At 71.6% G+C, this 26,092-nt stretch carries 24 protein-coding genes; 9 read left to right on the top strand and 15 right to left on the bottom strand.

The annotated features are described in order from the left end of the window. Positions 1–5: 5 nt before the first annotated feature. The 9 genes from murD to mraZ are packed head-to-tail and all read right to left on the bottom strand — an operon-like array spanning position 6 to position 9,818. Positions 6–1,376 (bottom strand): UDP-N-acetylmuramoyl-L-alanine--D-glutamate ligase, encoded by a 1,371-nt coding sequence (murD, locus tag U8525_RS13550; RefSeq protein ID WP_374265541.1) that lies wholly within the window; start codon positions 1,374–1,376, stop codon positions 6–8. 32 nt (positions 1,377–1,408) lie between these two features. Then, positions 1,409–2,587, bottom strand: a complete 1,179-nt coding sequence (gene mraY / locus U8525_RS13545; RefSeq protein WP_374265539.1) for a phospho-N-acetylmuramoyl-pentapeptide-transferase — start codon at positions 2,585–2,587, stop codon at positions 1,409–1,411. Then, the gene (gene murF / locus U8525_RS13540) at positions 2,587–3,987 is read right to left on the bottom strand and encodes a UDP-N-acetylmuramoyl-tripeptide--D-alanyl-D-alanine ligase (RefSeq protein WP_374265537.1); all 1,401 of its coding nucleotides are present in this window, start codon (positions 3,985–3,987) and stop codon (positions 2,587–2,589) included. The genes mraY and murF overlap by 1 nt, the downstream gene beginning before the upstream one ends. Positions 3,988–4,014: 27 nt before the next feature. Beyond that, positions 4,015–5,553: a UDP-N-acetylmuramoyl-L-alanyl-D-glutamate--2,6-diaminopimelate ligase gene (locus U8525_RS13535; protein ID WP_374265535.1), complete on the bottom strand. Its 1,539-nt coding sequence runs from the start codon at positions 5,551–5,553 to the stop codon at positions 4,015–4,017. Between the two features lie 49 nt (positions 5,554–5,602). After that, a complete protein-coding gene (locus tag U8525_RS13530; RefSeq protein WP_374265533.1) occupies positions 5,603–7,624 on the bottom strand; it encodes a penicillin-binding protein in 2,022 nt (673 codons plus the stop codon). Then, on the bottom strand, positions 7,621–8,013 hold the full coding sequence (gene ftsL, locus U8525_RS13525; protein ID WP_374265531.1) for a cell division protein FtsL: 393 nt from the start codon (positions 8,011–8,013) through the stop codon (positions 7,621–7,623). The genes U8525_RS13530 and ftsL overlap by 4 nt, the downstream gene beginning before the upstream one ends. Continuing rightward, positions 8,010–8,978 carry a 16S rRNA (cytosine(1402)-N(4))-methyltransferase RsmH gene (gene rsmH, locus U8525_RS13520; protein ID WP_374265529.1) on the bottom strand — a complete coding sequence of 323 codons (969 nt, stop codon included), beginning with the start codon at positions 8,976–8,978 and terminating at the stop codon, positions 8,010–8,012. The genes ftsL and rsmH overlap by 4 nt, the downstream gene beginning before the upstream one ends. Next, on the bottom strand, positions 8,935–9,318 hold the full coding sequence (locus U8525_RS13515) for an STAS domain-containing protein (RefSeq protein WP_374265527.1): 384 nt from the start codon (positions 9,316–9,318) through the stop codon (positions 8,935–8,937). The genes rsmH and U8525_RS13515 overlap by 44 nt, the downstream gene beginning before the upstream one ends. A gap of 47 nt (positions 9,319–9,365) precedes the next feature. After that, a complete protein-coding gene (gene mraZ / locus U8525_RS13510) occupies positions 9,366–9,818 on the bottom strand; it encodes a division/cell wall cluster transcriptional repressor MraZ (RefSeq protein ID WP_374265525.1) in 453 nt (150 codons plus the stop codon). 239 nt (positions 9,819–10,057) lie between these two features. On the opposite strand from mraZ, the gene U8525_RS13505 reads away from it, so the two are divergent. Further along, positions 10,058–10,768, top strand: a complete 711-nt coding sequence (locus U8525_RS13505) for a PilZ domain-containing protein (protein ID WP_374265523.1) — start codon at positions 10,058–10,060, stop codon at positions 10,766–10,768. A gap of 35 nt (positions 10,769–10,803) precedes the next feature. Here the strand turns inward: U8525_RS13505 and U8525_RS13500 are convergent, their stop codons facing one another. Next, the gene (locus U8525_RS13500) at positions 10,804–12,612 is read right to left on the bottom strand and encodes an acyl-CoA dehydrogenase family protein (protein ID WP_374265521.1); all 1,809 of its coding nucleotides are present in this window, start codon (positions 12,610–12,612) and stop codon (positions 10,804–10,806) included. A 179-nt stretch (positions 12,613–12,791) separates the two neighbouring features. Continuing rightward, positions 12,792–13,502: a hypothetical protein gene (locus U8525_RS13495; protein ID WP_374265519.1), complete on the bottom strand. Its 711-nt coding sequence runs from the start codon at positions 13,500–13,502 to the stop codon at positions 12,792–12,794. A gap of 232 nt (positions 13,503–13,734) precedes the next feature. On the opposite strand from U8525_RS13495, the gene U8525_RS13490 reads away from it, so the two are divergent. The 7 genes from U8525_RS13490 to U8525_RS13460 all read left to right on the top strand — a co-directional run bounded on the left by U8525_RS13490 (position 13,735) and on the right by U8525_RS13460 (position 21,416). Continuing rightward, complete coding sequence (locus U8525_RS13490) at positions 13,735–15,954, top strand: protein kinase (RefSeq protein WP_374265517.1); 2,220 nt, start codon at positions 13,735–13,737, stop codon at positions 15,952–15,954. Between the two features lie 109 nt (positions 15,955–16,063). Beyond that, entirely contained in the window at positions 16,064–16,279 is a 216-nt protein-coding gene (locus U8525_RS13485; protein WP_374265515.1) for a hypothetical protein, read from the top strand. Between the two features lie 78 nt (positions 16,280–16,357). Continuing rightward, positions 16,358–17,314 carry a CarD family transcriptional regulator gene (locus U8525_RS13480; RefSeq protein ID WP_374265513.1) on the top strand — a complete coding sequence of 319 codons (957 nt, stop codon included), beginning with the start codon at positions 16,358–16,360 and terminating at the stop codon, positions 17,312–17,314. Positions 17,315–17,405: 91 nt separating this feature from the next. Continuing rightward, positions 17,406–17,918 (top strand): hypothetical protein, encoded by a 513-nt coding sequence (locus tag U8525_RS13475; RefSeq protein ID WP_374265511.1) that lies wholly within the window; start codon positions 17,406–17,408, stop codon positions 17,916–17,918. Beyond that, positions 17,905–18,855 carry a hypothetical protein gene (locus tag U8525_RS13470; RefSeq protein WP_374265509.1) on the top strand — a complete coding sequence of 317 codons (951 nt, stop codon included), beginning with the start codon at positions 17,905–17,907 and terminating at the stop codon, positions 18,853–18,855. Before U8525_RS13475 ends, U8525_RS13470 begins: the two co-directional genes overlap by 14 nt. Positions 18,856–18,863: 8 nt before the next feature. Continuing rightward, positions 18,864–20,702: an ArnT family glycosyltransferase gene (locus tag U8525_RS13465; RefSeq protein ID WP_374265787.1), complete on the top strand. Its 1,839-nt coding sequence runs from the start codon at positions 18,864–18,866 to the stop codon at positions 20,700–20,702. Positions 20,703–20,849: 147 nt separating this feature from the next. Next, positions 20,850–21,416 carry a hypothetical protein gene (locus tag U8525_RS13460; protein ID WP_374265507.1) on the top strand — a complete coding sequence of 189 codons (567 nt, stop codon included), beginning with the start codon at positions 20,850–20,852 and terminating at the stop codon, positions 21,414–21,416. Positions 21,417–21,495: 79 nt separating this feature from the next. Here the strand turns inward: U8525_RS13460 and U8525_RS13455 are convergent, their stop codons facing one another. Continuing rightward, complete coding sequence (locus tag U8525_RS13455) at positions 21,496–21,858, bottom strand: ATP-dependent DNA helicase (RefSeq protein ID WP_374265505.1); 363 nt, start codon at positions 21,856–21,858, stop codon at positions 21,496–21,498. Between the two features lie 306 nt (positions 21,859–22,164). On the opposite strand from U8525_RS13455, the gene U8525_RS13450 reads away from it, so the two are divergent. Continuing rightward, positions 22,165–22,710: a hypothetical protein gene (locus tag U8525_RS13450; RefSeq protein ID WP_374265503.1), complete on the top strand. Its 546-nt coding sequence runs from the start codon at positions 22,165–22,167 to the stop codon at positions 22,708–22,710. Positions 22,711–22,790: 80 nt separating this feature from the next. On the opposite strand, the gene U8525_RS13445 is transcribed toward U8525_RS13450, so the two are convergent. From U8525_RS13445 to U8525_RS13435, 3 genes are all read right to left on the bottom strand, one after another. Continuing rightward, a complete protein-coding gene (locus U8525_RS13445) occupies positions 22,791–23,207 on the bottom strand; it encodes an ATP-dependent DNA helicase (protein ID WP_374265501.1) in 417 nt (138 codons plus the stop codon). 160 nt (positions 23,208–23,367) lie between these two features. Beyond that, entirely contained in the window at positions 23,368–24,552 is a 1,185-nt protein-coding gene (locus tag U8525_RS13440; protein WP_374265499.1) for an iron-containing alcohol dehydrogenase, read from the bottom strand. Between the two features lie 13 nt (positions 24,553–24,565). After that, positions 24,566–26,029, bottom strand: coding sequence for a glutamine synthetase family protein (locus U8525_RS13435; RefSeq protein WP_374265497.1), 1,464 nt, complete (start codon positions 26,027–26,029; stop codon positions 24,566–24,568). Positions 26,030–26,092: the final 63 nt, after the last annotated feature.

Raw genomic sequence — 26,092 nt, 5'->3', positions numbered from 1 at the left:
CACGGTCAGAGCGCCCCGACGAGGCGCTTGAACGTGTCGCCCCGGTCCTCGAAGTTCTTGAACTGATCGTACGACGCGCACGCCGGGGACAGGAGCACCGTGTCCCCCGCCCTGGCGACCTCGCGGGCCTTCTTCACCGCGGCGTCCAGCGTGCCGCACGCGTGCACCGGCGCGTCGTTCGCGTACGCCCGCGCCAGCGCGTCCGCGTCCTGGCCAATGGTGAGCACGCCCTTCACCTTCCCCCGGCCCGCGTCCACCATGGGCGCGTACGGCGCGCCCTTGCCCTTGCCGCCCGCGATGAGCCACACGTCGCCGGCGAACGCCTTGAGCGCCACCAGCACGGAGTCCACGTTGGTGGCCTTGGAGTCGTTCACCCACTCCACGCCGTCCAGCACGCGCACGCTCTCCAGCCGGTGCGCCAGGCCCGGGTAGCCGTCCAGGCCCGCCTGCACCGCCTCCTTCGCCACGCCGCCCAGCCGGGCCAGCAGCGCCGCCGCCATCGCGTTCTGCGCGTTGTGCGCGCCCCGGAGCGAGCGGTTGGTGAGCGTGTAGGACTCGCCCGCGAACTCCAGCTCGAAGCCGCCGGGCCGCGCGAGGGCCAGCCCCGCCAGCCTCGGCGCGGCCACCGCCGGGCGGCCGGTGAGGCTGAACCCGTAGACGGGCACGCGCGCGGAGGCGGCCAGCCCCATCACCGCCGCGTCGTCCGCGTTCACCACGGCGAAGTCGCTGCCGCCGTGCTGGTTCATGAAGATGCGCGCCTTCGCCGCGCCGTACTCTGCGGGGTTGGCGTAGCGGTCCAGGTGGTCCGGCGTGAGGTTGAGGATGGCCGCGCCCGTGGGCTTGAGCTGGTGGATGCCCTCCAACTGGAAGCTGGACAGCTCCACCACCAGCGCGTCCCAGTCGCCGGGCGACAGGGCCGCCTCCGCCAGCGGGCGCCCCAGGTTGCCGCCCACGAAGGTGCGCAGGCCCGCCTTCGCGTACAGCTCCCCGGTGAGCGCCGTGGTGGTGCTCTTGCCGTTGGTGCCGGTGATGCCCAGGAAGCGGAGGCCCTCCAGGAAGCGGCCCGCCAGCTCGACCTCGCCCCACACCGGGACGCCGGACGTGCGCGCGGCCTCCAGCTCCGGCAGGGACAGCGGCACGCCCGGGCTCACCACCACCAGGTCCTGGCGGGTGAGCAGCCCCGGGGGCGTGGCGCCCGTGACGAGCGTCACGCCCTGCGCGCGCAGCGCCTTCGCGACGTCGCCGAGCGCGTCCTCGGAGCGCGCGTCCAGCGCCGTCACCTGCGCGCCGTGCTGGACCAGCAGCCGCAGCGCCGCGACGCCGCTCTTGGCCAGCCCGAACACCGCGACCTTCCGACCGGACAGCGAGGGATTCATGGGGGCGGGCCGACCTCGATGGGGCAATGCGACTAGCGCAGTTTCAGGGACAGCAGGGCCACGCCACCACAGAGGATGGCGACAATCCAGAAACGCACGATGATCTTCGGCTCGGCCAGTCCCTTGAGCTCGAAGTGGTGGTGCACGGGCGCCATCTTGAAGACGCGCTTGCCCGTCATCTTGAAGGACGCCACCTGGATCATCACGGACAGCGCCTCCGCGAAGAAGATGCCGTGGATGATGGCGGACACGACCTCGTTCTTGGAGAACACGGCCAGCCCGCCCAGCGCGCCGCCCAGGGCCAGCGAGCCGATGTCGCCCATGAACACGGACGCCGGGTAGGTGTTGAACCAGAGGAAGGAGATGCCCGCGCCGACGATGCTCGCGCAGAAGACGGCCAGCTCCGCGCCGCCCGGCACCTGGAGGATGCCCAGGTAGCGGTACAGCGGCGTGGCGGTCAGCCGCGTGACGCCGTTCACCGTCTCCGTGTCCGCGATGTGCAGCGTGGTGCCCGCCACGTAGCAGAGCACGCAGAAGGTCACCGCCGACACGATGGTGGGCACGATGGCCAGGCCGTCCAGGCCGTCCGTGAGGTTCACCGCGTTGGACGTGCCCACGATCACGACCCACGCGAACACCACGTAGAACCAGCCCAGGTCCGGGTTGAACCAATGGGACGGCACGAACGGCAGCGTGAGCCGCGTGTCGATGAGCAGCGTGGGCCCGAACGAGCCGTCCGGCTTCGTCCACGTGCACATCAGGCCGAAGATGGCGATGAGGAAGAAGAGCGTCTGGAGCGCCATCTTCTTGCGCCCGGCCAGGCCCTTGGAGTTGCGCTTGGACAGCTTGAGCCAGTCATCCAGGAAGCCGATGAAGCCGTAGCCGAAGGTGAGGAGGATCATCACCCAGACGCCGCGGGACTTCAGGTCCGCGAACAGGAGCGTGCCCGCCGCGATGCAGATGAGGATGAGCGCGCCCCCCATGGTGGGCGTGCCCTTCTTCTTCTGGTGGCTGTCCGGGGTGTCCTCGCGCACGTTGCTCTGCCCGTGCTGCTTCAGGCGCAGCCGCGCGATGAGGCGCGGGCCGATGAGCATCCCCAGGAGCAGGGCGAAGACGCCCGCGGCGATGATGCGGAAGGTCGGGTAGCGCAGGAAGTTGAGGACGCGCCCGGCCTCGGTGTTCTGGATGAGCTCGTACAGAAGGTACAGCACTAGTGACTCCCTCCGGGGGGGGCCGCGCCCGTGAGGGCCGCCACCACGCGCTCCAGTCGCATGCCGCGACTGGCCTTCACCAGCACCACGTCACCGGGCGAGAGCCGGGGCGTCAGCCACGCCACCAGGGGCTCCACCTCGGTGAAGTGGGCGGCGGAATCTCCCATGTCCGCGCTGCCCAGGCCGCCCGACGAGCGGGGGCCGAAGAACGCGACCAGCTTCGCGTGCCGCGCGGCGAGCTCCCCCAGCCGGGCGTGCTCCTCCGCCTCGCCCGCACCCAGCTCCAGCATGTCGCCCAGCACCGCCACCGCCCGGCCGCCCTCCGGCACCAGCGTGCCCAGCGTGATGAGCGCGGCCTCCATGGAGGCCGGGTTGGCGTTGTAGCAGTCGTCCACCACCGTGACGCCGCTCAGGCCATCCACGATGTTGAGCCTGCGCGCGTACGGCCGCGCGGACTCCAGGCCCTTCACGCACTCCTCGGGGGAGTAGCCCAGGGCCAGCGCCGTCGCGAACGCCGCCGTCGCGTTCTGCGCGTTGTGCGGCCCCACGAAGTGCAGGCGCACCGGCCAGTCCCGCCCCTGGTAGCGCACCGTGGCCACCATGCCGTCGCGCCCCAGCGTGTGGACGGCGGCGAGGCGCACGTCCGCCCCCTCCGCGCGCCCGAACGTCAGGTGCTTCGCGCCGCTGCGCGCGGCCTGGCGCACGATGAGCGCGTCGTCCACGTTCACCACCGCGGTGGCCTGGGGCAGCAGCTCGCGGAACATCTCGCCTTCCGCCTCCGCCACGCCCTCCAGGCTGCCCAGGCCCTCCAGGTGCTCCGGCTGGACCACGGTGATGACCCCCGCGTCCGGCTGCACCTTGCGGGTGAGCCTCTCGATTTCACCCGGCTGGTTCATCCCCACTTCGATGACGGCCGCCACGTGGGACGGCTCCAGCCGGAAGAGCGTGAGCGGGACGCCCACCTCGTTGTTGAAGTTGCCCTCCGTCTTCAGCGCGGGGCCGCGCGTGGCCAGGATGGCGCCCACCATCTCCTTGGTGGTCGTCTTCCCGTTGGAGCCCCCCACCGCCGCGACCGGGATCCGGAAGCGGCGGCGGTGCAGCGCCCCCAGGCCGCCCAGCGCGGCCAGGGTGTCGTCCACTTCATAGAGGGCGAAGCCCGGGGGCAGGGCCGGCAGCGCCCGCCCCCGCTTCACCACCGCCCCGGCCGCGCCCTGACGCTGGGCGCCGTCCACGAAGTCGTGGGCGTCGAAGCGCTCGCCCTGCAGCGCCACGAAGAGGCACCCGGGGGTGAGCGACCGCGTGTCGGTGCAGACCGCGGGGAAGCCCGCTTCCACGGGCTCCCCGCGCCGGGTCGCGCCCGTCGCCTGCACCACCTCGTCATCGGAGAATCGAGCGGCCATGAAGGGGGGAGGTGGCCTGCGGGGTTGTCAGCCCGGGATGCGGTTGGCCAGCGCGCGCGCGGCGACCTCGCGGTCGTCGAACTGGAGCTTCTCGGTGCCCACCGTCTGGTAGGTCTCGTGGCCCTTGCCGGCGATGAGGACGACGTCGTCGTCCTTGGCCAGGTTGATGACCTGCTCGATGGCGGCGCGGCGATCCGCGTCCACGAGGTAGCCCTTCTCCCCGTTCTTCGCCTTGCCCTCGGAGATGCGGCGCAGGCCGCCCTTCTCCAGGCCCGGCGTCACCTGGGAGATGATCTCCTCCGGATCCTCCGTGCGCGGATTGTCGCTGGTCACCATCACCAGGTCCGCGCCCTCGGCGGCCACGGTGCCCATCAGCGGGCGCTTGCCCTTGTCGCGGTCCCCGCCGCAGCCGAAGACGACGATGACGCGGCCCTTGGCCAGCGCGCGCGCCGCCTCGATGGAGCGCTTGAGCGCGTCATCCGTGTGCGCGTAGTCCACCAGCACCGCGGGCGCCGGGCCGCCGCGGTGGTTCTCCGCGCGGTCCATGCGGCCGGCCACGCCGGAGACCAGCTCGATGCCGCTCTTCACGTCCGAGCGGCTGATGCCCGCGCCCAGCGCGATGCCGGCGGCGAGCATGATGTTCTCCAGGTTGTGGGGCCCCAGCAGCTTGCTCTTCACCTTGATGTCGCCCGCGGGCGTCTTCAGGGTGGCCTCGATGCCCTTGAGCGAGTAGCTGGCATCCGCGGCGGAGATCTCCCCCGCGCCCGTGCGGCTGAACTTCCACGCCATCCGCTTCTGGCCGCGCAGCTCGTTGTAGATGCGGCTGGCGAAGGTGTCGTCGCCGTTGACGACGGCGGTGCCGGAGGCGGCCAGGTTCTCCACGAAGAGCTTGCGCTTCACCTGGAAGTACTCCTCCAGGTCCTTGTGGTAGTCCAGGTGGTCGCGCGACAGGTTGCTGAAGCCCGCGGCCTTGAAGGTGAGCCCGTGCACGCGCTCCTGCGCGAGCGCGTGGCTGGAGACCTCCATCACCACCGTCTCCACGCCCGCGTCCACCATCTCGCGGAAGATGCGGTGCAGCTCCAGCGGGTCCGGGGTGGTGTTGGCCAGCTCCGTCGTCTTGCCGCCGAACTTGTAGCCCAGCGTGCCGATGACACCCGGCGCGTTGGAGCCGGTGTACATGGCGGCCGTCGCGAGGATGGCCTCCAGGAGGTACGTGGTGGTCGTCTTCCCGTTGGTGCCGGTGACGCCCAGGAGCGTCAGCTTGTCCGCGGGGCGGCCATGGAAGTTGGCCGCGATGAGGGCCAGCGCCTTGCGCGCGCTGCTCACCTTGAAGAACGGCACCTGCGAGGACTGGCCCTGCTTCTCCGACACCACGGCCACGGCGCCGCGCGACACGGCCTCGCCGATGAACTGGGCCCCATCTTCCTTCAGGCCCGGCACGGCGATGAAGAGGTCCCCCGGCTTCACGCGCCGCGAATCCTGCGTCACACCCGTGACGTCGACCGCGGAACGGCCGCCCGAGGTCTGCTCGGCTCCACACCCTGCGAGGACATCCGTCAGCTTCATCTCTTCCCCTTCACACGCATTGCTTGCGGGGCCTGGAAAGGACACGGCCTCATTGCCGCGTCGCCAGTTCCAGCGTCACCCGGGCCCCCTTCTCCACCAGCGCGCCGGCGGGGGGGGTCTGAGATACGACTCGTCCACTTCCCTGCAGCTGTGGCTCCAACGCCGCGGCGAGCAGCTTCACCACGGCCTCACGTCCCGCCCGGCCCTGGACGTCCGGCACACGCACCGTGCCGGGCTCCGGGGTCTCGGTCACCGCATCCTCCAGGCCGGCCCGTGCGGGCACGACCTTCGCCAGCGCCTTCGATGCCGGAGGGGGCACCACGGGCGCGGCGGCCGCGACCACCTCGGCGGGTGCCACCGTCCGGGACGGGGGCACGGCCAGGTGGGCCATGGCGGCGGTAGCGATTTCCTTGAAGGCAGGGGCAGCCACGTTCCCCCCGTATACGTCTGTCTTGGGTTCGTCCACCACCACGAGAATCACGACGCGCGGGGCCTCGGCTGGCACCATGCCCGCGAACGACGCGATGCGTTTGTCGGAATACCCCCGCGCCACGGGGTCCGCCTTCTGCGCCGTGCCCGTCTTGCCGGCCACCCGGTAGTCGTCCATGGCGGCCTTGGGCGCGGTCCCTCCCTTGACCACCACGCTCTCGAGCATCCCCACCACCTGGCGCGCCACCTTCTGGGAGACCACCCGCCGCAGCTCCGTGGGCTGGTTCTCCAGCAGCACCACGCCGTCCGGGTCCACCACCTTGGAGACCAGGTACGGGCGCATCAGCACGCCATCGTTGGCCAGCGCGCCGTAGGCCGCCGTCAGCTGCACGGCGGTGGCGGTCATCCCCTGGCCGAAGGACTGGGTGGCCAGCGAGATGTCCGATTTCGGAAACGGGATGACGCCGCGGCTCTCGCCGGTGAGGGCCAGGCCCGTGCGCTCGGCGAAGCCGAAGGCGTGGTAGCCGGCCACCAGCTTCTCCCGCCCCAGGGCATCCGCGATCTTGGCGGCGCAGATGTTGGAGGACACCTGGAGCACGCCCTGCGCGTTGAGCCAGCCGTGCGGGTGGGTGTCGTTGATGGTGTGGCGGCCGATGCGGAAGGCGCCGTTCTCACAGAAGAACAGCGTGTCCGGGGTGATGGCCTTCTGCTCCAGCGCGGCGGCCACCACGAAGGCCTTCATCGTGGAGCCGGGCTCGAAGGAGTCCAGCGCGGCGCGGTTGCGGATGGCGCTCTTCACGCCGTCCTCCGGCGTGTTGGGGTTGAAGCGCGGGTTGTTGGCGATGGCCAGGATCTCCCCGGTGCGCGGGTCCAGCACCACCGCCATGCCCGCCACCGCCTTGGCGTCCTCCACGGCCTTGGCCAGCGCCTTCTCCGCCACGTACTGGAGGTGGCGGTCCAGCGTGAGCGTCACCGCGGCGCCCTGGCGCTCCAGCGGATCCATGGCGCCCTGGACCATCAGCTTGCGGCCCTTGGCGTCGCGGAAGCCGGAGGTGCGCGAGTTCTGCCCGGACAGCTCGTCCTCGAAGGCCAGCTCCAGGCCCTCCAGGCCGTGGCCGTCCGTGCCCACCATGCCCACCACGTGCGCGCCCAGCTCGCGCTGGGGGTAGAAGCGCTTGGGCTCCTTGGTGAAGCCCAGGCCGGGCAGGCCCAGCGCCTTCACCGCCTCCACCTCCTGGGGCTTCGCCTGGCGCTTCACCCACGCGAAGCGCTTGGCGCGCGACAGGCGCGCGGCCAGGTCGCCGCTGTCCAGGTGCACGGCGCGGGCGAGCTGCCGGGCCGCCTGCGGCACGTCGGGGAGCAGGGACGGATCCACCCAGATGGAGTCCACCTCCACGCTCTGCGCGAGCGGCGTGCCGCGCCGGTCGAAGATGTCGCCGCGCCGGGCGGGGATGTCGATCTGCCGGACGTACTGGTCCTGCGCCAGGCCCCGCAGCTTCTCCTGCTGGAAGACCTGGAGGTAGACCGCGCGGCCGAACGCCGTGCCCAGCAGCACCAGGAACAGCCCGAACAGGAGCTGGACCCGCAGCTTGAGCCACTTCGCGTTGGACTCAGGTGCCCGCGCGCTCTTGAAGTCCCTCACCGCGCGGTCCCCCGCTCCGCCACGCGGACGGCCGGCGCCGCCGAGCGGGCCTGCGCGGTGCTGGAGCCCTTCACGCGGTCATCCGCGAGGGACACCACGGCGCCGCCCTTGGGCATGGCCATGCCCAGCTGCTCGCGGGCCACGCGCTCCAGGCGGGCCGGGGCCTTGAGCGTGGCCAGCTCCAGCTTGAGCCGGTCGTTCTCCCGGGTGAGCGCGCGGCTCTCGCCCTCCGCGGTGGACAGGCGGTAGCCCATGTCCACCACCAGCACGCGGCTGGTCACGTGGAGGATGCCCACGCCGGCGAACAGGGTGAAGAGCATGACGGCGGGCAGCAGGTGCATCAGCACGCGGGCCACGGACACGGAGGGACGCGAGAGGGCCTTGCTCATCGGATTTTCTCCACCGCGCGCAGGTGCGCGCTGCGAGAGCGGGGGTTGGCCTCGACTTCCGCTTCGGAAGCCGCGACGGCCTTCTTGGACACGAGGGCGAAGTCCCCCTGGCTGTTGCACACGCACACCGGGAAGCCCGGCGGACACGTGCACCCGCCCACCAGGGCGCGGAAGGCGTCCTTCACCCTCCGGTCCTCCAGGGAGTGGAAGGAGATGACCGCGGCGCGCCCGCCCACCTTGAGCAGCGACGGCAGCGCGGCGAGCAGCGCGTCCAGCGCCTCCAGCTCCCCGTTCACCGCCATGCGCAGCGCCTGGAAGGTGCGGGTGGCCACGTGGATGCGGTCCGGCCACGCCTTGCGCGGCACCGCCCGCTTCACCACCTCCGCCGCCTCCAGCGTGCGCTGGGGCAGCGCCTTCTTGAGCTCCCGCGCGATGGGCCTCGCGAAGGGCTCCTCCCCATAGTCCTTGAGCAGCCTCGCCAGGTCGCGCTCGTCCGTCTCGGCGATGAGCTCCGCGGCGGTGATGCCGCCGTCGCCCATGCGCATGTCCAGCGGGCCGTCCTTCATGAAGGAGAAGCCGCGCTCGGCCACGTCCAGTTGGGGCGAGGACACGCCCAGGTCCACCAGCACGCCGTCCACGGGGAGCAGGTCCCGCGCCACGGAGGGCAGCTCCGCGAAGTTGCCCTGCCGGGCCTGGAAGCGGGCGTTGCCGCCCATGCGGGCGGTGGCCGCCGCGAGCGCCACGGGGTCCCGGTCCACGCCCACCACCGTGGCGCCCCGGGCGAGCAGCGCCTCCGTGTGGCCTCCGCCGCCGAGCGTCCCGTCGAGGATGACCTTGCCCTCCGCGGGGTTCAGCAGCTCCACCGTCTCGTGGAGCAGGACGGTCTGGTGCTGGAAGTCCACGGAAGGCCCCGGTGCGGTGTCAGACGAAGGGAGCGCGCGCGAGCAGGAAGGCGGCCCGGGCATCGTTCATGTGTGGGTACAGCTCGAAGGCGTCATGGGCGCCGGCCGCGCGGAAGATGGCGGCCAGGTACGGCGACAGGCCGGACAGCTTCACGTCCCCGCCGGCGCGGCGGAACGCGTCCGCGCGGGCCATCAGCGGGCGCACGCCGCGGTAGTTCAGGTGCGACACGTCCGCGAAGTCGAGGACGACCTGGCGCGTGCCCCGGTGCAGCCGGTGCATCAGGTCCTCGCACAGCTTGAGCAGGTCCGCCTCCTCCAGCTCGCCCTCGAGCATGAGCATCTCCACGCGCTCGGACGCCAGCACCGCCCTGCTCCGACGAACCTCCTGCTGCACCTGGTCCATGCGCCTGCCACCCTTCCCTTGCGAACTCGAGGCTGTCGACTTCCTGGCTACGGCTGGCGCAACTCGCCCAGCACCCGCAACACGTCCAGGGAGGTGGCTTCCTGGCGCGCGTCCTCCTGCGCCTTCGCCCAGCCTTCCTGGCTCCAAAGCTCAATCACCTTCACCATCCCCGCCCACACCACGTCCTTCTCCAGCTTCGCGTACGCCCTGAGCGACGGCGGGATGAGCAGCCGGCCCAGCTTGTCCAGCGGGCACTCCTGCGCGCTGGCCACGTACAGCCGCATCAACGTCTTGACCCCCGGCTCCATGGGGTTGCGCCGGGCGAGCGCGGTCTCCAGCGCCTCCCACTCCCGCACCGGGTAGGCGTGGAGGCAGGGGTCCAGGGCCGTGGTGACGATGAGCCGCTCGTCGTAGGCGCCCACCAGCGTCTCCCGCAGCTTGGCCGGGAGGCTGGTGCGCCCCTTCGCGTCGATCTGGTGCTCATAGACGCCTCGGAACACGTGGGACGATCCACCTTTTCAGCCCGGCACGGGACGGACCACCACTCCTTCCCACTTCTTACCCCTCTAACGGCCGGCATACATACGCGCCCCCCCCAGGGGGGTCAAGAAACCGCGCAACAGGCTGGAACACGGCGCGCCCGGCGGCGGACATCCCCCAGGGCACATGCCGGACGGCCTACCTCGGGGGGTGGGGTAAACTTGAGTTCTCCCGCGCCCAGGCCGAGACTCGGGGGTGCGTGAGCACGAACGTTCGACTGAAGGTGGCCTACAAGACGCCGCAGTCGCTGGTCGGTGAGTACACCCGCAGCGTGGGTCAGGGCGGCGTCACCCTGGAGACGCGCAGGGCCCTGCCGCTGGGCACCCGGTTCACCTTCGAGCTGCACGCGAGCGGCATGCCGCGTCCGGTGGAGGTGCTGGGCGAGGTCGTCAAGGTGGAGCCGCGCCCCGGCGAGCGCTACCTGCTCACCGTGCGCTACGACGGCGCGGAGGATCGCAGCGCGCTGGACACGGTGCTCCAGTTCATCTTCGCCCAGGAGGAGCAGAACGGCCTGCGCCGCTTCCCGCGCCTGCCGCTGCACCTGCGCGCGCGGGAGAGCAATCCCCGGGCGCCGTTCTTCTACGTCCGCGACATCTCCCGCGGCGGGGTGGGCCTGGAGGTGGATGCCCCCGCCCTGCCCCGCGAGGTGCTGGTGGGCACGCCCTTCTTCATGGAGATGGACATGAAGGAGGGGCCGCTGCTGCTCCACGGCGAGGTGGCGTGGACGTCGACGGTGCCGCGCAAGGGCGTGGCGCAGGCGGTGACGCCGGGCTTCGGCGCGACGTTCGGCCGGCTGCGGCCGGACATGGTCCAGCGGCTGGAGGACCTGATGGCGCTGGAGCACCTGCCGCCCGCGCCCTGGCGGGCCCGGGTCAGCTTCGGCATGGATGCCGTGTCGCGGATGCCCTGACGCGCGGCCAGGGCACCCGCGGCGGCGGGGGCCGGTTACAGCGGGTTATACGGGTAGCCGCCGGCCTCCTCCAGGCCCGCGACGAGCGTCTCGCGCAGCTCCGCTGGATCATACGGGGTGAAGGCGTCCAGCGAGGACAGGCGCTTCAGCTCCAGCGTGAGCGCGTCGCCCTGGAGCGTGGCGCAGAGCGCCCGGCGGGTGCGCTCGAAGGCGCGCGCGGTGGACTCCATCGCATACAGCCGCACCAGCGCCACGCGCACCGGGTCCAGCACACCGCCAGTGGCCGCCTGACGGGTGCGCGTCACCATGGAGTCCAGCGCGTACGCGTCCATCACCACGTCCGCCAGCGCGGCCATGACCTCCTGGTGCTTGTCCAACTCCGCGCCAAAGGTCTCCGCGGCCAGGCGCATGCCGTGGATGGCCAGGTGCTTGGCGCACTCCGCGGCGATCTCCTCGTGGGCCAGCGCGTCCTCGCGGCCCGCGCGGGGGCGCTCGCCGCGGCCCAGGCCCTCCGCCACGGCGCGCGCCTGCGCGAACAGCGGCAGGTCGCCCTTCACGGCGCGCTTGAGGAGCATGCCGGTGATGAGCATCCGGTTGATCTCGTTGGTGCCTTCGAAGATGCGGTTGATGCGCGCGTCGCGGTAGGCGCGCTCCACCGGGTACTCCTCGATGTAGCCGGCACCGCCGTGCACCTGCACCGCGTCGTCCACCAGGAAGCCGATGGCCTCCGAGCCGAAGACCTTCATGATGGAGGCCTCGGTGGCGAACTCCTCCATCGCGGCGATGACGTGCGCGTCGTAGTCCGCGTCCGAGCGCCCCTTCGACGCGAGCCGCCCGTCCACCAGGCCCGCCGTGCGGTAGGTCATGCTCTCCACCGCGTAGACGAGCGTGGCCATGCGCGCGAGCTTCTCGCGGATGAGCGGGAACGTGGCGATGGGCGCCTTGAACTGCTTGCGCTCCTGCGCGAACTTGAGCGCGTTCTGGAGCTGGAGCTTCATGCTCCCGATGACGCCCGCGCCGAGCTTCAGGCGGCCGTAGTTGAGGATGTTGAAGGCGATGCGGTGGCCCTTGCCCAGCTCGCCCAGCAGGTTCTCCACCGGCACCTGCGCGTCCTCGAAGTAGAGCGGGCACGTGGACGAGCCGCGGATGCCCATCTTGTGCTCCTCCGGGCCCACGGTGAGGCCCGGGGTGTCCTTCTCCACGATGAAGCCGGTGAACTTGTCGCCGTCCACCTGCGCGAAGACGACGAACACGTCCGCGAAGGCCGCGTTGGTGATGTAGAGCTTGGAGCCGTTGAGCACGTAGTGCTTGCCGTCGGCGGACTTCACCGCCTTCGTCTTCGCCCCGCGCGCGTCGCTGCCGCTGCCCTGCTCCGTCAGCGCGTACGCGGCCACCCACTCGCCCGTGGCGAGCCTGGGCAGGTACTTCGCCTTCTGCGCCTCATTGCCGAACCACACGATGGGCAGCGACCCGATGCCCGTGTGCGCGCTGGACGTCACCGACCAGGAGCCCAGCAGGCTCATGGCCTCCGCGAGCAGCAGCGACGTCGTCTTGTCCAGGCCCGTGCCGCCATACACCTCCGCGATGTCCACGCTCAACAGGCCCAGCTCGCCCGCGCGGCGCAGCAGGTCGCGCAGGAGCGCGTTGTCCTTGCCCTCGATGCGCTCGGCCTGGGGCAGCACCTGCTCGCGGCAGAACTGGAGCGCCGTCTTGAAGAAGAGCCGCTGCTCCTCGGAGAAGCCCTCGGGCGTGAGGATGCGGGCGGAGCCCACCTCCTGGAAGAGGAAGGCGCCCCCGGAGAGGACATCCTGGGGACGGGCTGTGGGCTCGGTTGCGGCGACCATCGACGACCTCCGGGGAGGGACGGTTGCCCTCCGAAGCCTTCAGGGAAAAGGCGCGCGGCACATTAGGGCGCGCGGCCCGCTGGGGGTAGTAGCGACGCGGCGTCCACGCTTCCACGCGACGAAGGCTCCACGCGGAGTGCGTGCCCGGGCGCCAGGCGCGCGGGGCGCTCCGCGCCCGGCTACGGGAGCCCTGCGTCCGTCGCCGGCCGGGGCGTGGGGTACACGAGGCAGAGCGTGTCGAAGAGCCCCTCCTCCGGCGCGACATACGTGCCGCCGAGCGCCCGGACCGCCTGGACCACCTCCGTGCCGAACGAAGGGACGAGGCACAGGTCATCCGACGTGGTGAAGCGCGTCTTCAGCCGGGCCAGCTCCCGCCGCAGCGTCGCGAGGTCCTGGCGCCCGCCGCGCACCGGCACGGACGGGCCGTTGCGGTCCGGCCCCGGCAGCTTGCCCACGCTGGTCGTCAGCTCGAAGCCGTCCGCGCGCTGGATGATGCGCAGCTTGCCGGGCGCCACCTCCTCCAGCCATGCGCGAAAGCCCTGCTCGTCGCGCAGCACCACCCGGTAGGCCACCGGCGCGTCCGGGTGCTGGAGCCACACCTCCGCCGCCTGCGTGCGCAAGACCGCCAGCGCGTCGGACGCCTGCGCGAGGAACGTGTCCGCGTCCGCCACGGCGACGAGCACGTCCCGTCCCCGCACCCGCTCCGCGAGCCGGCCCGCGTCCTGTTCCCGGGCCGGGGTGAAGCGCTCCGCCCCCAGGCGCACCTGATCCCCCGACAGCTCCAGCCGGAGGACGTCGTCCGGAACGGGCTCGCCATAGACGGGCGCGGACACCGGCGCGAAGGTCGCGTCCGCCCAGGTGCCGGCGTCCCCGGGAGCGGGTGCTGGCACCCCGCCCTTCCCCCCAGGTGAGGCCGGGGAGGTCGCGCGCGCCGGTTCGGCGGGCGTGGACTCCCGACAGCCACCCCAGGTGAGGCCGCCCAACACGAGGAGGAAGAATGCAGAGTTAGAGGAACAGGCTGGCGAGCGTAGCGGAATATTCCACCCGGAGCGTCTGAATGGCCTCATGATAGCTTCTCGCGGTTTTCGCGAAGGACTCCCCTCGCCAGGAGCCGATTCGAACGTGCCGCAGCCTTCCGCCGGCCTCCAGTTCGGCAAGTACAAGCTGCTCGAGCGCATCGCGACGGGCGGCATGGCGGAGATCTACCGCGCCCGGATGACGGCGGTGGCGGGCGTCACGAAGCCGGTGGTCATCAAGAAGATCCTCCCCGGCTACGCGGACGACCGCGCGTTCGTGTCCATGTTCATCAACGAGGCGCGCATCGCGCTGGGGCTGTCACACGGCAACATCGCGCAGATCTTCGACTTCGGCGAGGTGGAGGGCGAGTACTTCCTCGCGATGGAGTGGGTGGACGGCCATCCGCTCTCGCACGTGCTGCGCCGGGCGAAGGAGAAGGGGCTGACCGCGCTGCCGCCGCCCCTGGCGGTGCTGGTGGCCATCGACATGCTGCGGGGGCTGGCGTACGCGCACACGCGGCTGGACGACAATGGCCGCCCGCTGCACATCGTCCACCGGGACGTGAGCCCCCAGAACGTGCTCCTCTCCTTCGAGGGGCAGGTGAAGCTGGTGGACTTCGGCATCGCGCGGGCGCGGCTCGCCGGGCGCGCCGACACGAAGGTGGACCCCGCGAAGGGCAAGTACGTCTACTTCGCGCCGGAGCAGGCGCGCGGCGAGGCGCTGGACTCGCGCACGGACGTGTTCGCCGCGGGCACGGTCCTCTACGAGATGCTCTGCGGGCGGCGCCCCTTCGAGGGCTCGCTCCAGGACGTGCTGAGGAAGATCTCGCAGGGCGACTTCCCCCGCCCGCGCGAGTGGCTGCCGGGCATCCCGGCCGCGCTGGAGCGCATCCTGCTCACCGCGATGGCCACGAGCCCGGAGCAGCGCTACCCCACCGCGCAGGCCTTCGCGGAGGCGCTGGCGCGGCAGCTCCACGTCACCGCGCCGGACGTGTCCGCCAGCGACCTGGGCCACTTCATGGGCTACCTCTTCGAGGCGGAGCTCGTGGAGGCCGGCCGGCCGGTGCAGCTGCCGCGCGAGTTCATCGCGCGGGTGGGCCGCTGGAGCGGCGTCGCGGAGCCGCCGCCCATCGCCACGCCGCCGGAGGTGCCCCACTCCGCCGCCGAAGCCTGGAACGAGCCTCGCGGCGAGCCCCGGGGCGACTTGACGACGCAGCCGCTGCCCCCGCAGGCGATGCCTCCCGAGCCGCAGCCCGCGTGGCACCGCACGCTGCGCGGCTGGGCGGTGCGCGGCGCGCCGGTGGCGGTGGCCGCGCTCGTGGCCACGTGGCTGGGCATGGTGATGGGGGGGGCCAACTCGTTCGCGGTGGAGCTCAGCTCCTCGCCCGCGGGCGCCACCATCCGCGTGGACGGCCGGGCGCTCGCGGAGACGACGCCCACGCTCATCACCCAGCTTCCGTCGGACCGCGAGCACGTGCTGGAGGTGCTGCTGCCGGGCAGGGTGCCCTTCAGCCAGCGCGTGCGCGCCGAGCGCGGCACCACGCTGGCGGTCCACGCGAGGCTCATGCCGAAGTCCGCGTCCGCGGCCGTGGCGCGCGCCCTGCCCCGCCTAGCCTCGGACGACGCGCCCCCCTTCGCGCGCTACTCCTCCGGCGGCCCGTTCGCGCTCAGCGCGGTCGCGCACGCCCTGCGCGTGCCCCCGTCCCAGGCGGCGCGCATGCGGTTGGATCCGTCCCGCACCTACGGCCTGCGCGTGGAGGGCCGCGTGTCGGTGGGCGGCCCGCTGCCGGTGTCCCAGGCCGTGTACTTCCTGGAGGGCGGCACGGCGCTCACCGCGCGCGACAGCTTCGGCATGGTGGGCACGGATGAGGTGCTGGTGCGCGACGCCTCCGTCCTCTACGTGTTCCTCTGGGACGACCGGCCCGACGACAACCGCGGCGCCCTCCAGGTGCACGTGCGCGAACAGGCGAGCGGCGCCATCACCACCCTGCTGCTGGACGCGCGCCGGCACGCCGTCTCGCTGTCCCCGCACGACGGCTTCACGCTGCGCGAGCTGGACCCGGCCACCACCTACCGCGTCGTCGTGCGCTCGGCAGGAGAGCCGGCGCGCACGCGGGGCTTCGGCGGCGGCGAGGTGGGCGGCGTGCTCGCGCTGCACGGCGCGGGCGCGTCCCCGCTCACGGCCCCGGGCACGCTGGAGGTGCTGGAGGTCAACCAGCCCACGGTGATGCGCGGCGCCGCCTGGCTGCGGCTCGCGTTCCCGGACGACGACGTCAACGACAACTCCGGCGGCCTCACGCTGGAGGTGACGCCGCTGCACCCGTAGCCGCCACCGCCGCCGCGCGACGGGCCGCTACAGGGCACCGCCAGCCTGTAGCCGAAAAATTGATCATCCGGGCGTCGCCCCTACCCTGGGCCGCCACGGAGGACGCTCAATGAAGAAGCTGCTGGCGGTGATGGCCCTGGGGATCGCGGTGCTGGCCACGGTGGGCCTTTCCACCCGGGTGGACGCGCGGCCCGGAGGCACGGCGGGCGAGGGGCCGACCGACGCCCAGATCGACGCCGTCCTGGACGCGCAGGCGCACGAGGTCATGGCCCGGCTGCTGGAGGCGCAGCGCAATGCCCACCGGATGACAATGCTTCCCCGGTAATCTCGTGGCATCCGGCGGGGCACGGTGCTACGACCGGCGCTCGCTTCGGTGCTCATCCCACCCGCCCACGAGGGGGCCATGCCAGAAGGGTCCGCTGCACTCCAGCTTCAGGTTGGAGACCGGGTCGTCTACCCCAACCAGGGGGTCTGCCGCGTCGCCTCCATCGACGTGAAGGAGGTGGCGGGCCAGAGCCTCACCTTCGTCACCATGCGCCGGGAGGAAGACGGCGCCGTCGTGATGGTGCCGCAGGGAAAGATCGTCTCCATCGGCGTCCGCAAGGTGGCCAGTCCCGCGGACGTGCAGGAGATCTACGCGTTCCTCCGCTCGGACAGTGACAAGGCGGACCTGGACTGGAAGCAGCGCGCGCGCACCAACCTGGACCGCATGACCCAGGGCGGCATCCTGGGGCTGGCGGAGGTCGTCAAGGGCCTCCAGGTCCTGAGCGAGCTGCGGCCGCTGCCCACCAAGGAGCGCGAGCTCTACGACAACGCCCGGCACCTCCTGGTCTCGGAGGTCGCCGCCGCGCTGGGCACCGCCGAGGCCAACGCCGAGGACTCCATCGACATCGTCCTCTTCCCGCCCGGGAAGGAGCGTCCCAAGCGCACCGCCGCGGAGTTCGCGCGGCCCGGTGGCGACGAGGACGACATGGACCTGGACGGCGACCTCATCGGGCTGGAGGGCGGCGAGCTGGACCTGCCCTCGGACGAGGAGCCGCAGGCGGAGTCCGATGAGGAGCCGTCCGAGGAGGGCGGCGACGAGGAGGGTGGCGAGGAGGCGGCCGCGGACGCCCCCAAGAAGCGCGGCCGTCCGCCCAAGGCCAAGCCGGCCGAAGGCGCGGAGCCCGCCGCCCCCAAGAAGCGCGGCCGCCCGCCCAAGCCGAAGCCCGAGGCGCTGGCGGGCGCCGAGCCCCCCGCGCCGAAGAAGCGCGGCCGTCCGCCCAAGGCCAAGCCGCCCGAGGGCGCCGCGCCCGCGGAGCCCGCCGCGCCGAAGAAGCGTGGCCGTCCCCCCAAGGCGAAGCCGCCCGAGGACGAGTGAACCGCAGGACTCCACGGCCCTCCCGGCCGCCCGCGTCGCGCCCGAGCGCGCGCCCGGCACCGCGAGGGCCCTCCCGCCGAGGTGACGCCCCGTGATTCGCGTCGTGACGCTGGACCCCTTCGACGACAAGCAGCTCGCCAAGTTCAACCGCACGCTCTACACGGCCTTCGGCGTGGGCAGCGAGCACAGCGGCTCCGCGGAGATCCCCGCGGGCATGTCCGAGCCCCTGGACGCGGAGAAGCTGCTCGACGAGGTGAAGGGCATCCGGGCCTACAAGGACGACAAGGTGCTGCTGCTCACCTCGCGCAAGCTGAAGGACCGCGACCTGCCCAGCGGCAAGGCGCCCACGTCGGGCTTCGCGAAGTTCGGCAAGGACCGGGCGATCCTCTCCATCGCGCCATTCAAGGACCTGGAGTCCGGCTACAAGGCCATCGCGCGGCACGCGCTGCACCAGCTGGGCACGCTCTGGGAGCTGCACCACTGCCTGGATCCGCGCTGCTCGATGTACCCGCCCTGGACGCCGTCCTTCAACCAGGGCGACCACATCTTCTGCACCTTCTGCCGCGAAAAGAGCGAGCAGAAGATCCGTCTTGCCAAGTCCTAAGGCCCTGCGCGCGTTGCCCCTGGTGGAGCTGGGGGCCCTGCTGCTCGTCGCCCTGCTGTGCATCGCCTTCCAGCTGCGGCTTCCGGGCCGGCTGCCCACGGACGCGGACGAGCGCGCCGTGGCGGACGTGCTGGCCCGCGACGCGCGCCCCGGGGACGCGGTGCTGCTGTTCCCCTGGTGGACGGAGCGCGCCCGCCTCTTCGTGCCGCCGTCGGTGCCCGTGTACGGGTGGCTGGAGTCGGACCGCGCGGACCTGAGCGCGCACCCGCGCATCTGGGTGCTGGGCCAGCCGGACCTGCCCCGCTCCGACCCCGCGGCGTTCGACGCGGCCTTCCTCCCCGACCGCAAGGCGCTGGGCCCCGAGGCGCGCCTGGGCACGCTGTCGCTGCGCCTCTACGAAAACGGCCGCTATCGCCCGCGCCACTGGGTAGCGAGCGAGTCCGCGAGCGCGGCGCGCGTGTACCTGGAGCAGCCGGACGGCTCGCGCCAGGACTGCCCCTTCGACGGACGCGTGCACCGCTGCCCCGGCCCGCCGCACCTGTACGTGGCGCCGGAGTGGCACGAGCTCTTCTACGAGCCCCGGCACTGCCTGTGGATGCACGCGCCCGGTGGCGCGCAGCGGCTGGTGGCGGAGTTCGCCAACGTGCCTTCTGGCCTGGGCCTGCGGCTGGAGGGCGGCATCATCTTCGAGTTCGCGCACCCCAAGGACCCGCGCCTCTCCACCTCCCACCTGGGCGTGGATGACGCCGCCACGGGCCAGCGGCTGCTGGACGTGACCATTCCCCCGGGACGCGAGGGCGTGCAGAAGGCGGAGGTGCTGCTGCCGCCCGGACCGCCCCGCACACTGAAGGTCTGGACGCAGGCGGACAACGCGGAGTCGCGGCAGATCTGCCTGGACGTGATGGCGCTGGAGCCCGCGGTGGGGGTGAGGCCGTGACGCTCCAGATGACCGGGCGCCCCGCGACGCGCGAGGAGAAGCTCACGGCGCTGGCGCTGTGGGTGCTGGCGTTCGTGGCGCTGTGGAGCACGGAAGCCGCGGTGGGCTTCACGCGCGACGAGAGCGTCTACTTCGCCGCGGCGGAGGGCTACTCGCAGTGGTTCCGGCTGCTCCTCCACTCGCCCGCGCAGGCGTTCACGGACAGCGCCATCGTGCGCGCGTGGGACTACAACCACGAGCACCCGGCGCTGATGAAGACGCTGTTCGGGTTGAGCCACCTGCTCTTCCACGACGCGCTGGGCGTCATGCGCGACGCGACGGCCTACCGGCTGCCCGCGTTCGCGATGGCGGCGCTGGTGCCCGCGCTGTGCTTCCTGCTGGGCAGCGCGCTGTATGGCCGCACCGCGGGGTGGTTCGCCGCCCTCTCCTTCCTGCTGGTGCCCCGCCAGTACTTCAACGCGGAGCTGGCGTGCTTCGACATGCCGGTGGCCGCGATGTGGCTGCTGGTCGTGTACTGCTTCTGGCGCGCGCTGGAGAGCACCCGCTGGGGCATCGCGTGCGGCGTGGCGTTCGGCCTGGCCATCGCCACGAAGCACAACGCCCTCTTCATGCCGTTCGTGCTGTCGCCGTTCGCGCTGTGGCGCGCGTGGCAGGCGAGCGAAGGCAACGCAGCGGCCCGCGTGCGGCTGGGCCGCTTCGTGGGCCTGTTCGCGGCGGTGGCCGTGCTGTACGGCCTGCTGGTGGTGTTCCTGGGCGGCGCCGCCGGGTTCCAGAAGAAGTTCCTGCTGTTGAGCCCGCACACGCTGTTCTTCCTGGGCCTGGCGGTGGGCAGCGAGCTGCTGCTGCGGGACCTGGAGCGGGTGAGCCTGCCGGTGACGCGGGCGCTGGTGCCGCTGGCGGCGATGGCGGTGCTGGGCCCCGTCATCTTCTACCTGCACTGGCCCTACCTCTGGCACGCGCCGGTGGACCGCACCGCGTGGTACCTGGCCTTCCACGCGACGCACAACCACTACGCCTGGTTCTACCTGGGCACGCTGATGCGCGGGCCGCCCTTCCCGCTCACCTACGTGGTGGTGAAGACGGCGCTGACGGTGCCCACCAGCCTCTTCGCGCCCATGGTGACGGGCTTCGTCGCGCTCGTGGGCCGCGCCCTGCTGAGCCTGAGCGCCCGCACGCGCGAGTGGGTGCGGATGCCCACCGCGTCGGAGGCGCTGGTGGGCGTGAACGCGGTGACGTCCATCCTCATCATCAGCCACCCGCAGGTGCCGCACTTCGGCGGCGTGAAGCACTGGTTCCCGTCCATGCCCTTCCTGGGCATCCTCGCGGGCGCCGCGGTGGCGCGCGGCTGCTTCGCGCTGTGGGAGGTGCTGAAGGCGCGGCGGCCCTCGCTGTCACCGCTGGCGGTGACGGTGCCGGTGTTCGCGCTGCTCCTGGTGCCCGCGCTGATGGCGCTGGTGCGGGTGTTCCCCTACGGCACGGCGGCGTACTCGGAGCTCGCGGGCGGGCTGCCGGGCGCGGCGACGTTGGGCATGCAGCGGCAGTTCTGGTCCAGCCACGTCACCGGCGTGCTGCCGTGGATCAACGAACACGCGAAGCCGGGCGCGCGCATCTACCTGCACGAGGTGAACGGCTTCTCGTTCCGCGACTACCAGCGCAACGGCATGCTGCGCGCGGACGTGCGGCCGGTGAACAGCCCGTTCGACGCGGACATCGTCGCGTACCAGTACCACCAGGAGTTCCGCGAGCACGAGTTCCTCACGTGGCAGGCCTTCGGCACGCGCACGCCCGCCACCGGGCTGTACCTGGACGAGACGCCGCAGATCATCGTCTACCAGCGCCCGGAGTAGCTCGGGCCGGATGACGCAGGAAGACATGTGCACGACCGTGCACTCGGTGGCCTGGCAGGCCACCACGACAAGCGGAGAAGACGGGGGGGCATGAGGCCGGGGTAGGCTTCCACTGTCGGCGATTCCACCTTCCCAGGAGAGAGACACATGACGCGCTGGAAGGGTTTGTTCACGGTGATGGCGGTGAGCGTGGGCCTCGCGGGCTGTCCCGATGCGAAGCCACCCGCGAAGGTGGTGCGCGCGCAGGTGAAGCGGACGGGCCCCGCGACCATGGAGATCATCCCCGCCGAGGGGCAGCTCCCCTACTGCATGCTCTTCACCATGTCGGAGAAGGGCGTCATCCGGCAGCTCACGCTGACGCGGGAGAACCGCTCCATCCGCTGCGACGCCAACCGGCCCGTCGCGAACACCAGCTTCCGCGTGCCGGTGCAGGAGGGGATGGTGCGCGTCTACGTCTTCTTCTCCGACGAGCGCGTGCCGGCGGGCTCCGTGGCGCAGCAGCTCTACGACCTGCGGGACCGCGAGCGCGTCACCGCCATGGACCTGCGGCTGCCAGGGCGCGTCTTCGTGGAGACGCTGGAGTTCACGCCGGAGGTGGGCGAGCCGGAACAGACAGGCGAGATCGTGGGCGCGGGCGGCGTGGTGACGTCCGATGGCGGCACCGCCCCGGATGCCGGCACCCGCACGCTGACCATGGAGCCCCTGGCCAACTGACCGCCAGACGCGAAGAGGCCCGAGGGTGGATGTCCGCCCCCGGGCCTCGCGCTGCTTCGAGCTGTGACGCCGTGGCCGCTCAGTTCACCCAGCCGCCGCTGTACCGCGAGTCGCGCCGCGCCAGCCGCTCGCGCTCCTGACGCTCGCGCTCCAGCCGGGCCTGCCGCTCACGCTCCTGCCGTTCCCGCTCCAGCCACACCTGACGCTCGCGCTCCTGACGCTCGCGCTCCAGCCGGGCCTGCCGCTCGCGCTCCTGACGCTCGCGTTCCTGCCGTTCCCGCTCCAGCCGCGCCTGCCGCTCACGCTCCTGACGCTCGCGCTCCATGCGGCCCTGGTCCTGGCGGCTCACGAGGGGGGTGGCGGCGTGGAAGTCGGCCGCCATCACCGGGGAGCTCGCCACGAGCGCCACAGCCACCACCATCTTCTTGAGCATCGCCTTCATGACCGCCTCCGTTGAGCCGCGTTGTCGCTGCGTTCTGAACCTTCTGACGGTGGTGGCCCCGGCTGATTCAACCCTTCCAGGCTACGCGCCCCCTCCTGTTTTCCTCGGGAGAGGTCCCCTGAAACACTCTGAAATCGAGCCCGGATGAAGCCACTTCGCACAGGCAGGGAGCCCGGGCGGTGTCGAGCCTCCCGGATGTCGACGGAACCGGGAAAGGGCTGAAGCGAGCCCTCCTCCAGTGCACGTCCCTCCTGTTGCGTCGAGTAGGCTCGCGCGCCGGTACTCCACCTTCCCTGGGAAGAACACGTGACGCGCTGGACGGGCTTGTTGACGGTGATGGCGCTGGGCGCTGGCGCCGTGGGCTGCCCTGATGCCACGCCGCCCGCGAAGGTGGCGCGCGCACAGGTGAAGCGGACGGGCCCCGCGACCATGGAGGTCATCCCCGCCGAGGGGCAGCTCCCCTACTGCATGCTCTTCACCATGTCGGAGAAGGGCGTCATGCGACAGCTCACGCTGACGCGAGAGAACCGCGCCATCCGCTGCTCCGCGAACCAGCCCGTCGCCAACACCCACTTCCGCGTGCCGGTGCAGGAGGGGAAGGTGCGCGTCTACGTCTTCTTCTCCGACGAGCGCGTGCTGGCGAACTCCGTGGCGCGGCAGCTCTACGACCTGCGGGACCGCGAGCGCGTCACCGCCATGGACCTGCGGCTGCCGGGCCGCATCTACATGGAGACGCTGGAGTTCACGCCGGAGACAGGCGAGCCAACGCGGACAGGAGGGGGCATGGACGCGGGCGACGCGGCACGGGATGCGGGCCCCCGCGCGGCGCCCGTGGAGTCCTCCGCCCACTGACCGCCAGACGCGAAGAGGCCCGAGGGTGGATGTCCGCCCCCGGGCCTCCGTACTGCTTCAGGCTGTGACGCCATGGCCGCTCAGTTCACCCAGCCACCGCTGTACCGCGAGTCGCGCCGCGCCAGCCGCTCGCGCTCCTGACGCTGGCGCTCCAGCCGCGCCAGCCGCTCGCGCTCCTGCCGTTCCCGCTCCAGCCGCGCCAGGCGCTCCCGTTCCAGCCGCGCCCGCTCCAGCTTCGCCAGCCGCTCGCGCTCCTTGCGCGCCCGCTCCTGACGCTCGCGCTCCAGCCGCGCCTGACGCTCACGCTCCTGACGCGCCCGTTCCATCCGCTCGCGCTCCAGCCGCGCCTGACGCTCACGCTCCTGACGCTCGCGCTCCATGCGGGCCTGGTCCTGACGGCTCACGAGGGGGCTGGCGGCGTGGAAGTCCGCCGCCATCACCGGGGTGCTCGCGACGAGCGCCACAGCCACCACCATCTTCTTGAGCATCGCCTTCATGACCTGCATCCGTTGAGCCGCGTTGTCGCTGCGTTCTGAACCTTCTGACGGGGGCGGCCCGGGTTGATTCAACCGCGCCAAAGGCGCGGGGCCCCTCCCGTTTCCCTCGGAAGAGGCCCCGCTGAAACACGCTGAAATCAAGTCGGCGTGAAGCCGCTTCTCAGTACGCCGCGCGGGCCATGGCCAGCAGGTCCGCCTCCGTCACGGAGCGGGGGTTCCCCTGGTGCGACGCGTCCTGGAAGGCCTTCTGCGCGATGTGCTCCAGGTCCTGCTCCTTCACGCCCGCCTCGCGCAGCCGCGCGGGAATCCCCACGGCCGCCGCCAGCTTGCGCACGCGGTCGATGGCGTTGGCGGCGAGCACCTCCTCGCGCGCGTTGGACGTGTCCCCCAGCGCCGTGGCGATGCGCGCCAGCCGCGCCGTGCAGGACGCGCGGTTGAACTCCATCACCGCGGGCAGGACGATGGCGTTGGCCAGGCCGTGCGGCACGTGGGAGATGGGCGTCAGCGCGTGCGCCAGCGCGTGGCTCGCGCCCAGGCCCTTCTGGAAGGCCATGGCGCCCTCCATCGCCGCCACCATCATGTCCGTGCGCGCCGCCAGGTCGCGGCCCTCCTTCACCGCCGTCACCAGCGAGCGCCCCACGCGCGCCACCCCGTCGATGGCCACCGCGTCCGCGAGCGGATGGAAGCCATTCGCGACATACGCCTCGATGCAGTGGGTGAGCGCGTCCATGCCCGTGGCCGCCGTGACGGACGGAGGCAGGCCCAGCGTCAGCTCCGGGTCGATGACGGCCACCTTCGGCAGCAGGTACGGGCTGAAGATGACCGTCTTGCGGCCCGTGTCCGCCAGCGTCACCACGCCGGAGCGCCCGACCTCCGAGCCCGTGCCCGCCGTCGTCGGGATGGCGATGAGCGGAGGCAGGTCGTCGCGCACGTACTGGTCGCCCCCCTTCGCGTCGTCGTAGCGGCTGAGCGGCGGCTCGTGCGTGGTGAGCAGTTGCACCAGCTTGCCCGCGTCCAGCGCGCTGCCGCCCCCCAGCGCGACGATGCCGTCCGCCTTGTGCGCGCGGTATGCCTCCAGGCCCGCGAACACGTCGCGCTCCGTGGGGTTGGGCTCCACGCGGTCGAACACCGCGCAGTCCATCCCCGCGCCCTTGAGCACCTCCATCACGCGCGTGGCGAGCCCCGCCTTCACCACGCCCGCGTCCGTCACCAGCAGCGGGCGCTTCATGTTCAGCCGCGCCGCGTGCGCGGGCAGCCGCTGGAGCGCGCCCGCGCCGAACACGATGCGCGTGGGCCACGACATCTCCGTGACGCGCGGCTCCGAGGGAATGTCGAAAGGCTTCATGGAAGGTCCTCCTTCAGATGAGCTCCAGGTAGCGCTCCAGCTCCCAGGAGGTGACCGCCCGCTCGTACTGGCGCACCTCCCACTCTCGGGTGCGCACGAAGTGGTCGACGAAGCCGTCACCCAGCAGCTCGCGGGCGCGCTCGCTGTGCTTCAAGAGGGCCACCGCGTCCTTCAGGTTGCGGGGCAGCGGCTTCGCGTGCTTCGCCTCGTAGGCGTTGGACAGCACGGGCGCGGGCGGCTCGACTTCGTTCTCGATGCCCCACAGGCCCGCGGCCAGGCTCACCGCCATGCCGATGTACGCGTTCATGTCCGCGCCCAGCTGGCGGTACTCGATGCGCATGGACTTGCCGCTGTCGCCGATGACGCGGATGGCGCAGGTGCGGTTCTCCAGGCCCCACGTCGCGGTGGTGGGCGCCCAGGTGTTCTCCACGCTGCGCTTGTAGCTGTTGATGGTGGGCCAGTAGAGCGCCGTGAGCTCCGGCATCAGCGCCACCTGCCCGCCGATGTAGTGCCGCATCAGCTTGCTCATGCCGTGCTTCTGCGACGGGTCGTGGAAGAGGTTCTCCTCGTCCTTCAGGTTCCACAGCGACTGGTGCACGTGGCCCGAGCAGCCGGGCAGCTTCGAGCTCACCTTGGCCATGAAGCACGCGGACACCCCGTGCTTCGCGCAGATCTCCTTCACCACCGTCTTGAACAGCGCCGCGCGGTCCGCGGCCAGCTCCAGCGTGTCGTAGCGGATGGCGGCCTCGAAGACGCCGGGGCCCGTCTCCGTGTGGAAGCCCTCGATGTTGAGCCCGAACGCGTTGCACCCGTCGATGAGCGCGTGCACCAGCGGCGCGTTCAGCGACGTGCGCAGCCACGAGTAGCCGAACATGCCCGGCGTCAGCGGCGTGAGGTTCTGGAAGCCCTTGTCATGCAGGCTCTGCGGCCCCTCCTTGAAGAGGAAGAACTCGTACTCCGCGCCGAACTTCGGCAGGAAGCCCAGCTTGCGCGCGCGCTGGCCCATCTTCTGGAGCAGCTGGCGGGGGCTCGCCTCGAAGGGCGTCCCGTCCGGGTTCGCGAAGTCCAGGAGGAACGCCGCGGTGTCCGGCTCCCACGGGATGATGCGCGCGGTGGACAGGTCCACCTTCGCGGGCGTGTCCGGGTAGCCCGTGTGCCAGCCCGTCACCTTCGTGTTGTCCAGCAGGTCGTCGCCCAGGTCCCAGCCGAAGACGACGTCGCAGAAGCCCAGGCCGCTCTTCGCGGCGCTGTAGAACTTCTCCAGCGAGATGTACTTGCCGCGCCAGACGCCATCCATGTCGATGGCGCCCACCTTCACCTTGCGGACGTTCTTCTCGTCCATCCACCGGCGCAGGGAGTCCAGGTCCCCCGCCTGTCCAGGCACCGCGCGAGGCCCGCCCTCGCTCCGCTCCTTCGCGCGGGCCCGGCGGGCCATCGCCGGATGGGTGAGCACCTTGGCCTTGGGACGCGATGCCATGCGGACCTTCCTTTTCTTCGTCATGCGGAAGAGGGAGCGAGAGAACCAGGCGCAGCGCACGGC

The organism is Corallococcus sp. RDP092CA, from assembly GCF_041903675.1.
GTDB lineage: Bacteria > Myxococcota > Myxococcia > Myxococcales > Myxococcaceae > Corallococcus.
This window is presented reverse-complemented; position numbering and strand designations above follow the sequence as displayed.

Excerpts from the sequence above, each read along its gene's own strand:
- murD (WP_374265541.1), bottom strand. The coding sequence starts at position 1,376 with ATGAATCCCTCGCTGTCCGGTCGGAAGGTCGCGGTGTTCGGGCTGGCC.
- murF (WP_374265537.1), bottom strand. The coding sequence starts at position 3,987 with ATGGCCGCTCGATTCTCCGATGACGAGGTGGTGCAGGCGACGGGCGCG.
- U8525_RS13535 (WP_374265535.1), bottom strand. The coding sequence starts at position 5,553 with ATGAAGCTGACGGATGTCCTCGCAGGGTGTGGAGCCGAGCAGACCTCG.
- ftsL (WP_374265531.1), bottom strand. The coding sequence starts at position 8,013 with ATGAGCAAGGCCCTCTCGCGTCCCTCCGTGTCCGTGGCCCGCGTGCTG.
- rsmH (WP_374265529.1), bottom strand. The coding sequence starts at position 8,978 with ATGCCCGGGCCGCCTTCCTGCTCGCGCGCGCTCCCTTCGTCTGACACC.
- U8525_RS13515 (WP_374265527.1), bottom strand. The coding sequence starts at position 9,318 with ATGGACCAGGTGCAGCAGGAGGTTCGTCGGAGCAGGGCGGTGCTGGCG.
- U8525_RS13500 (WP_374265521.1), bottom strand. The coding sequence starts at position 12,612 with ATGGTCGCCGCAACCGAGCCCACAGCCCGTCCCCAGGATGTCCTCTCC.
- U8525_RS13485 (WP_374265515.1), top strand. The coding sequence starts at position 16,064 with ATGAAGAAGCTGCTGGCGGTGATGGCCCTGGGGATCGCGGTGCTGGCC.
- U8525_RS13480 (WP_374265513.1), top strand. The coding sequence starts at position 16,358 with ATGCCAGAAGGGTCCGCTGCACTCCAGCTTCAGGTTGGAGACCGGGTC.
- U8525_RS13465 (WP_374265787.1), top strand. The coding sequence starts at position 18,864 with ATGACCGGGCGCCCCGCGACGCGCGAGGAGAAGCTCACGGCGCTGGCG.
- U8525_RS13460 (WP_374265507.1), top strand. The coding sequence starts at position 20,850 with ATGACGCGCTGGAAGGGTTTGTTCACGGTGATGGCGGTGAGCGTGGGC.
- U8525_RS13455 (WP_374265505.1), bottom strand. The coding sequence starts at position 21,858 with ATGAAGGCGATGCTCAAGAAGATGGTGGTGGCTGTGGCGCTCGTGGCG.
- U8525_RS13445 (WP_374265501.1), bottom strand. The coding sequence starts at position 23,207 with ATGAAGGCGATGCTCAAGAAGATGGTGGTGGCTGTGGCGCTCGTCGCG.
- U8525_RS13440 (WP_374265499.1), bottom strand. The coding sequence starts at position 24,552 with ATGAAGCCTTTCGACATTCCCTCGGAGCCGCGCGTCACGGAGATGTCG.
- U8525_RS13435 (WP_374265497.1), bottom strand. The coding sequence starts at position 26,029 with ATGGCATCGCGTCCCAAGGCCAAGGTGCTCACCCATCCGGCGATGGCC.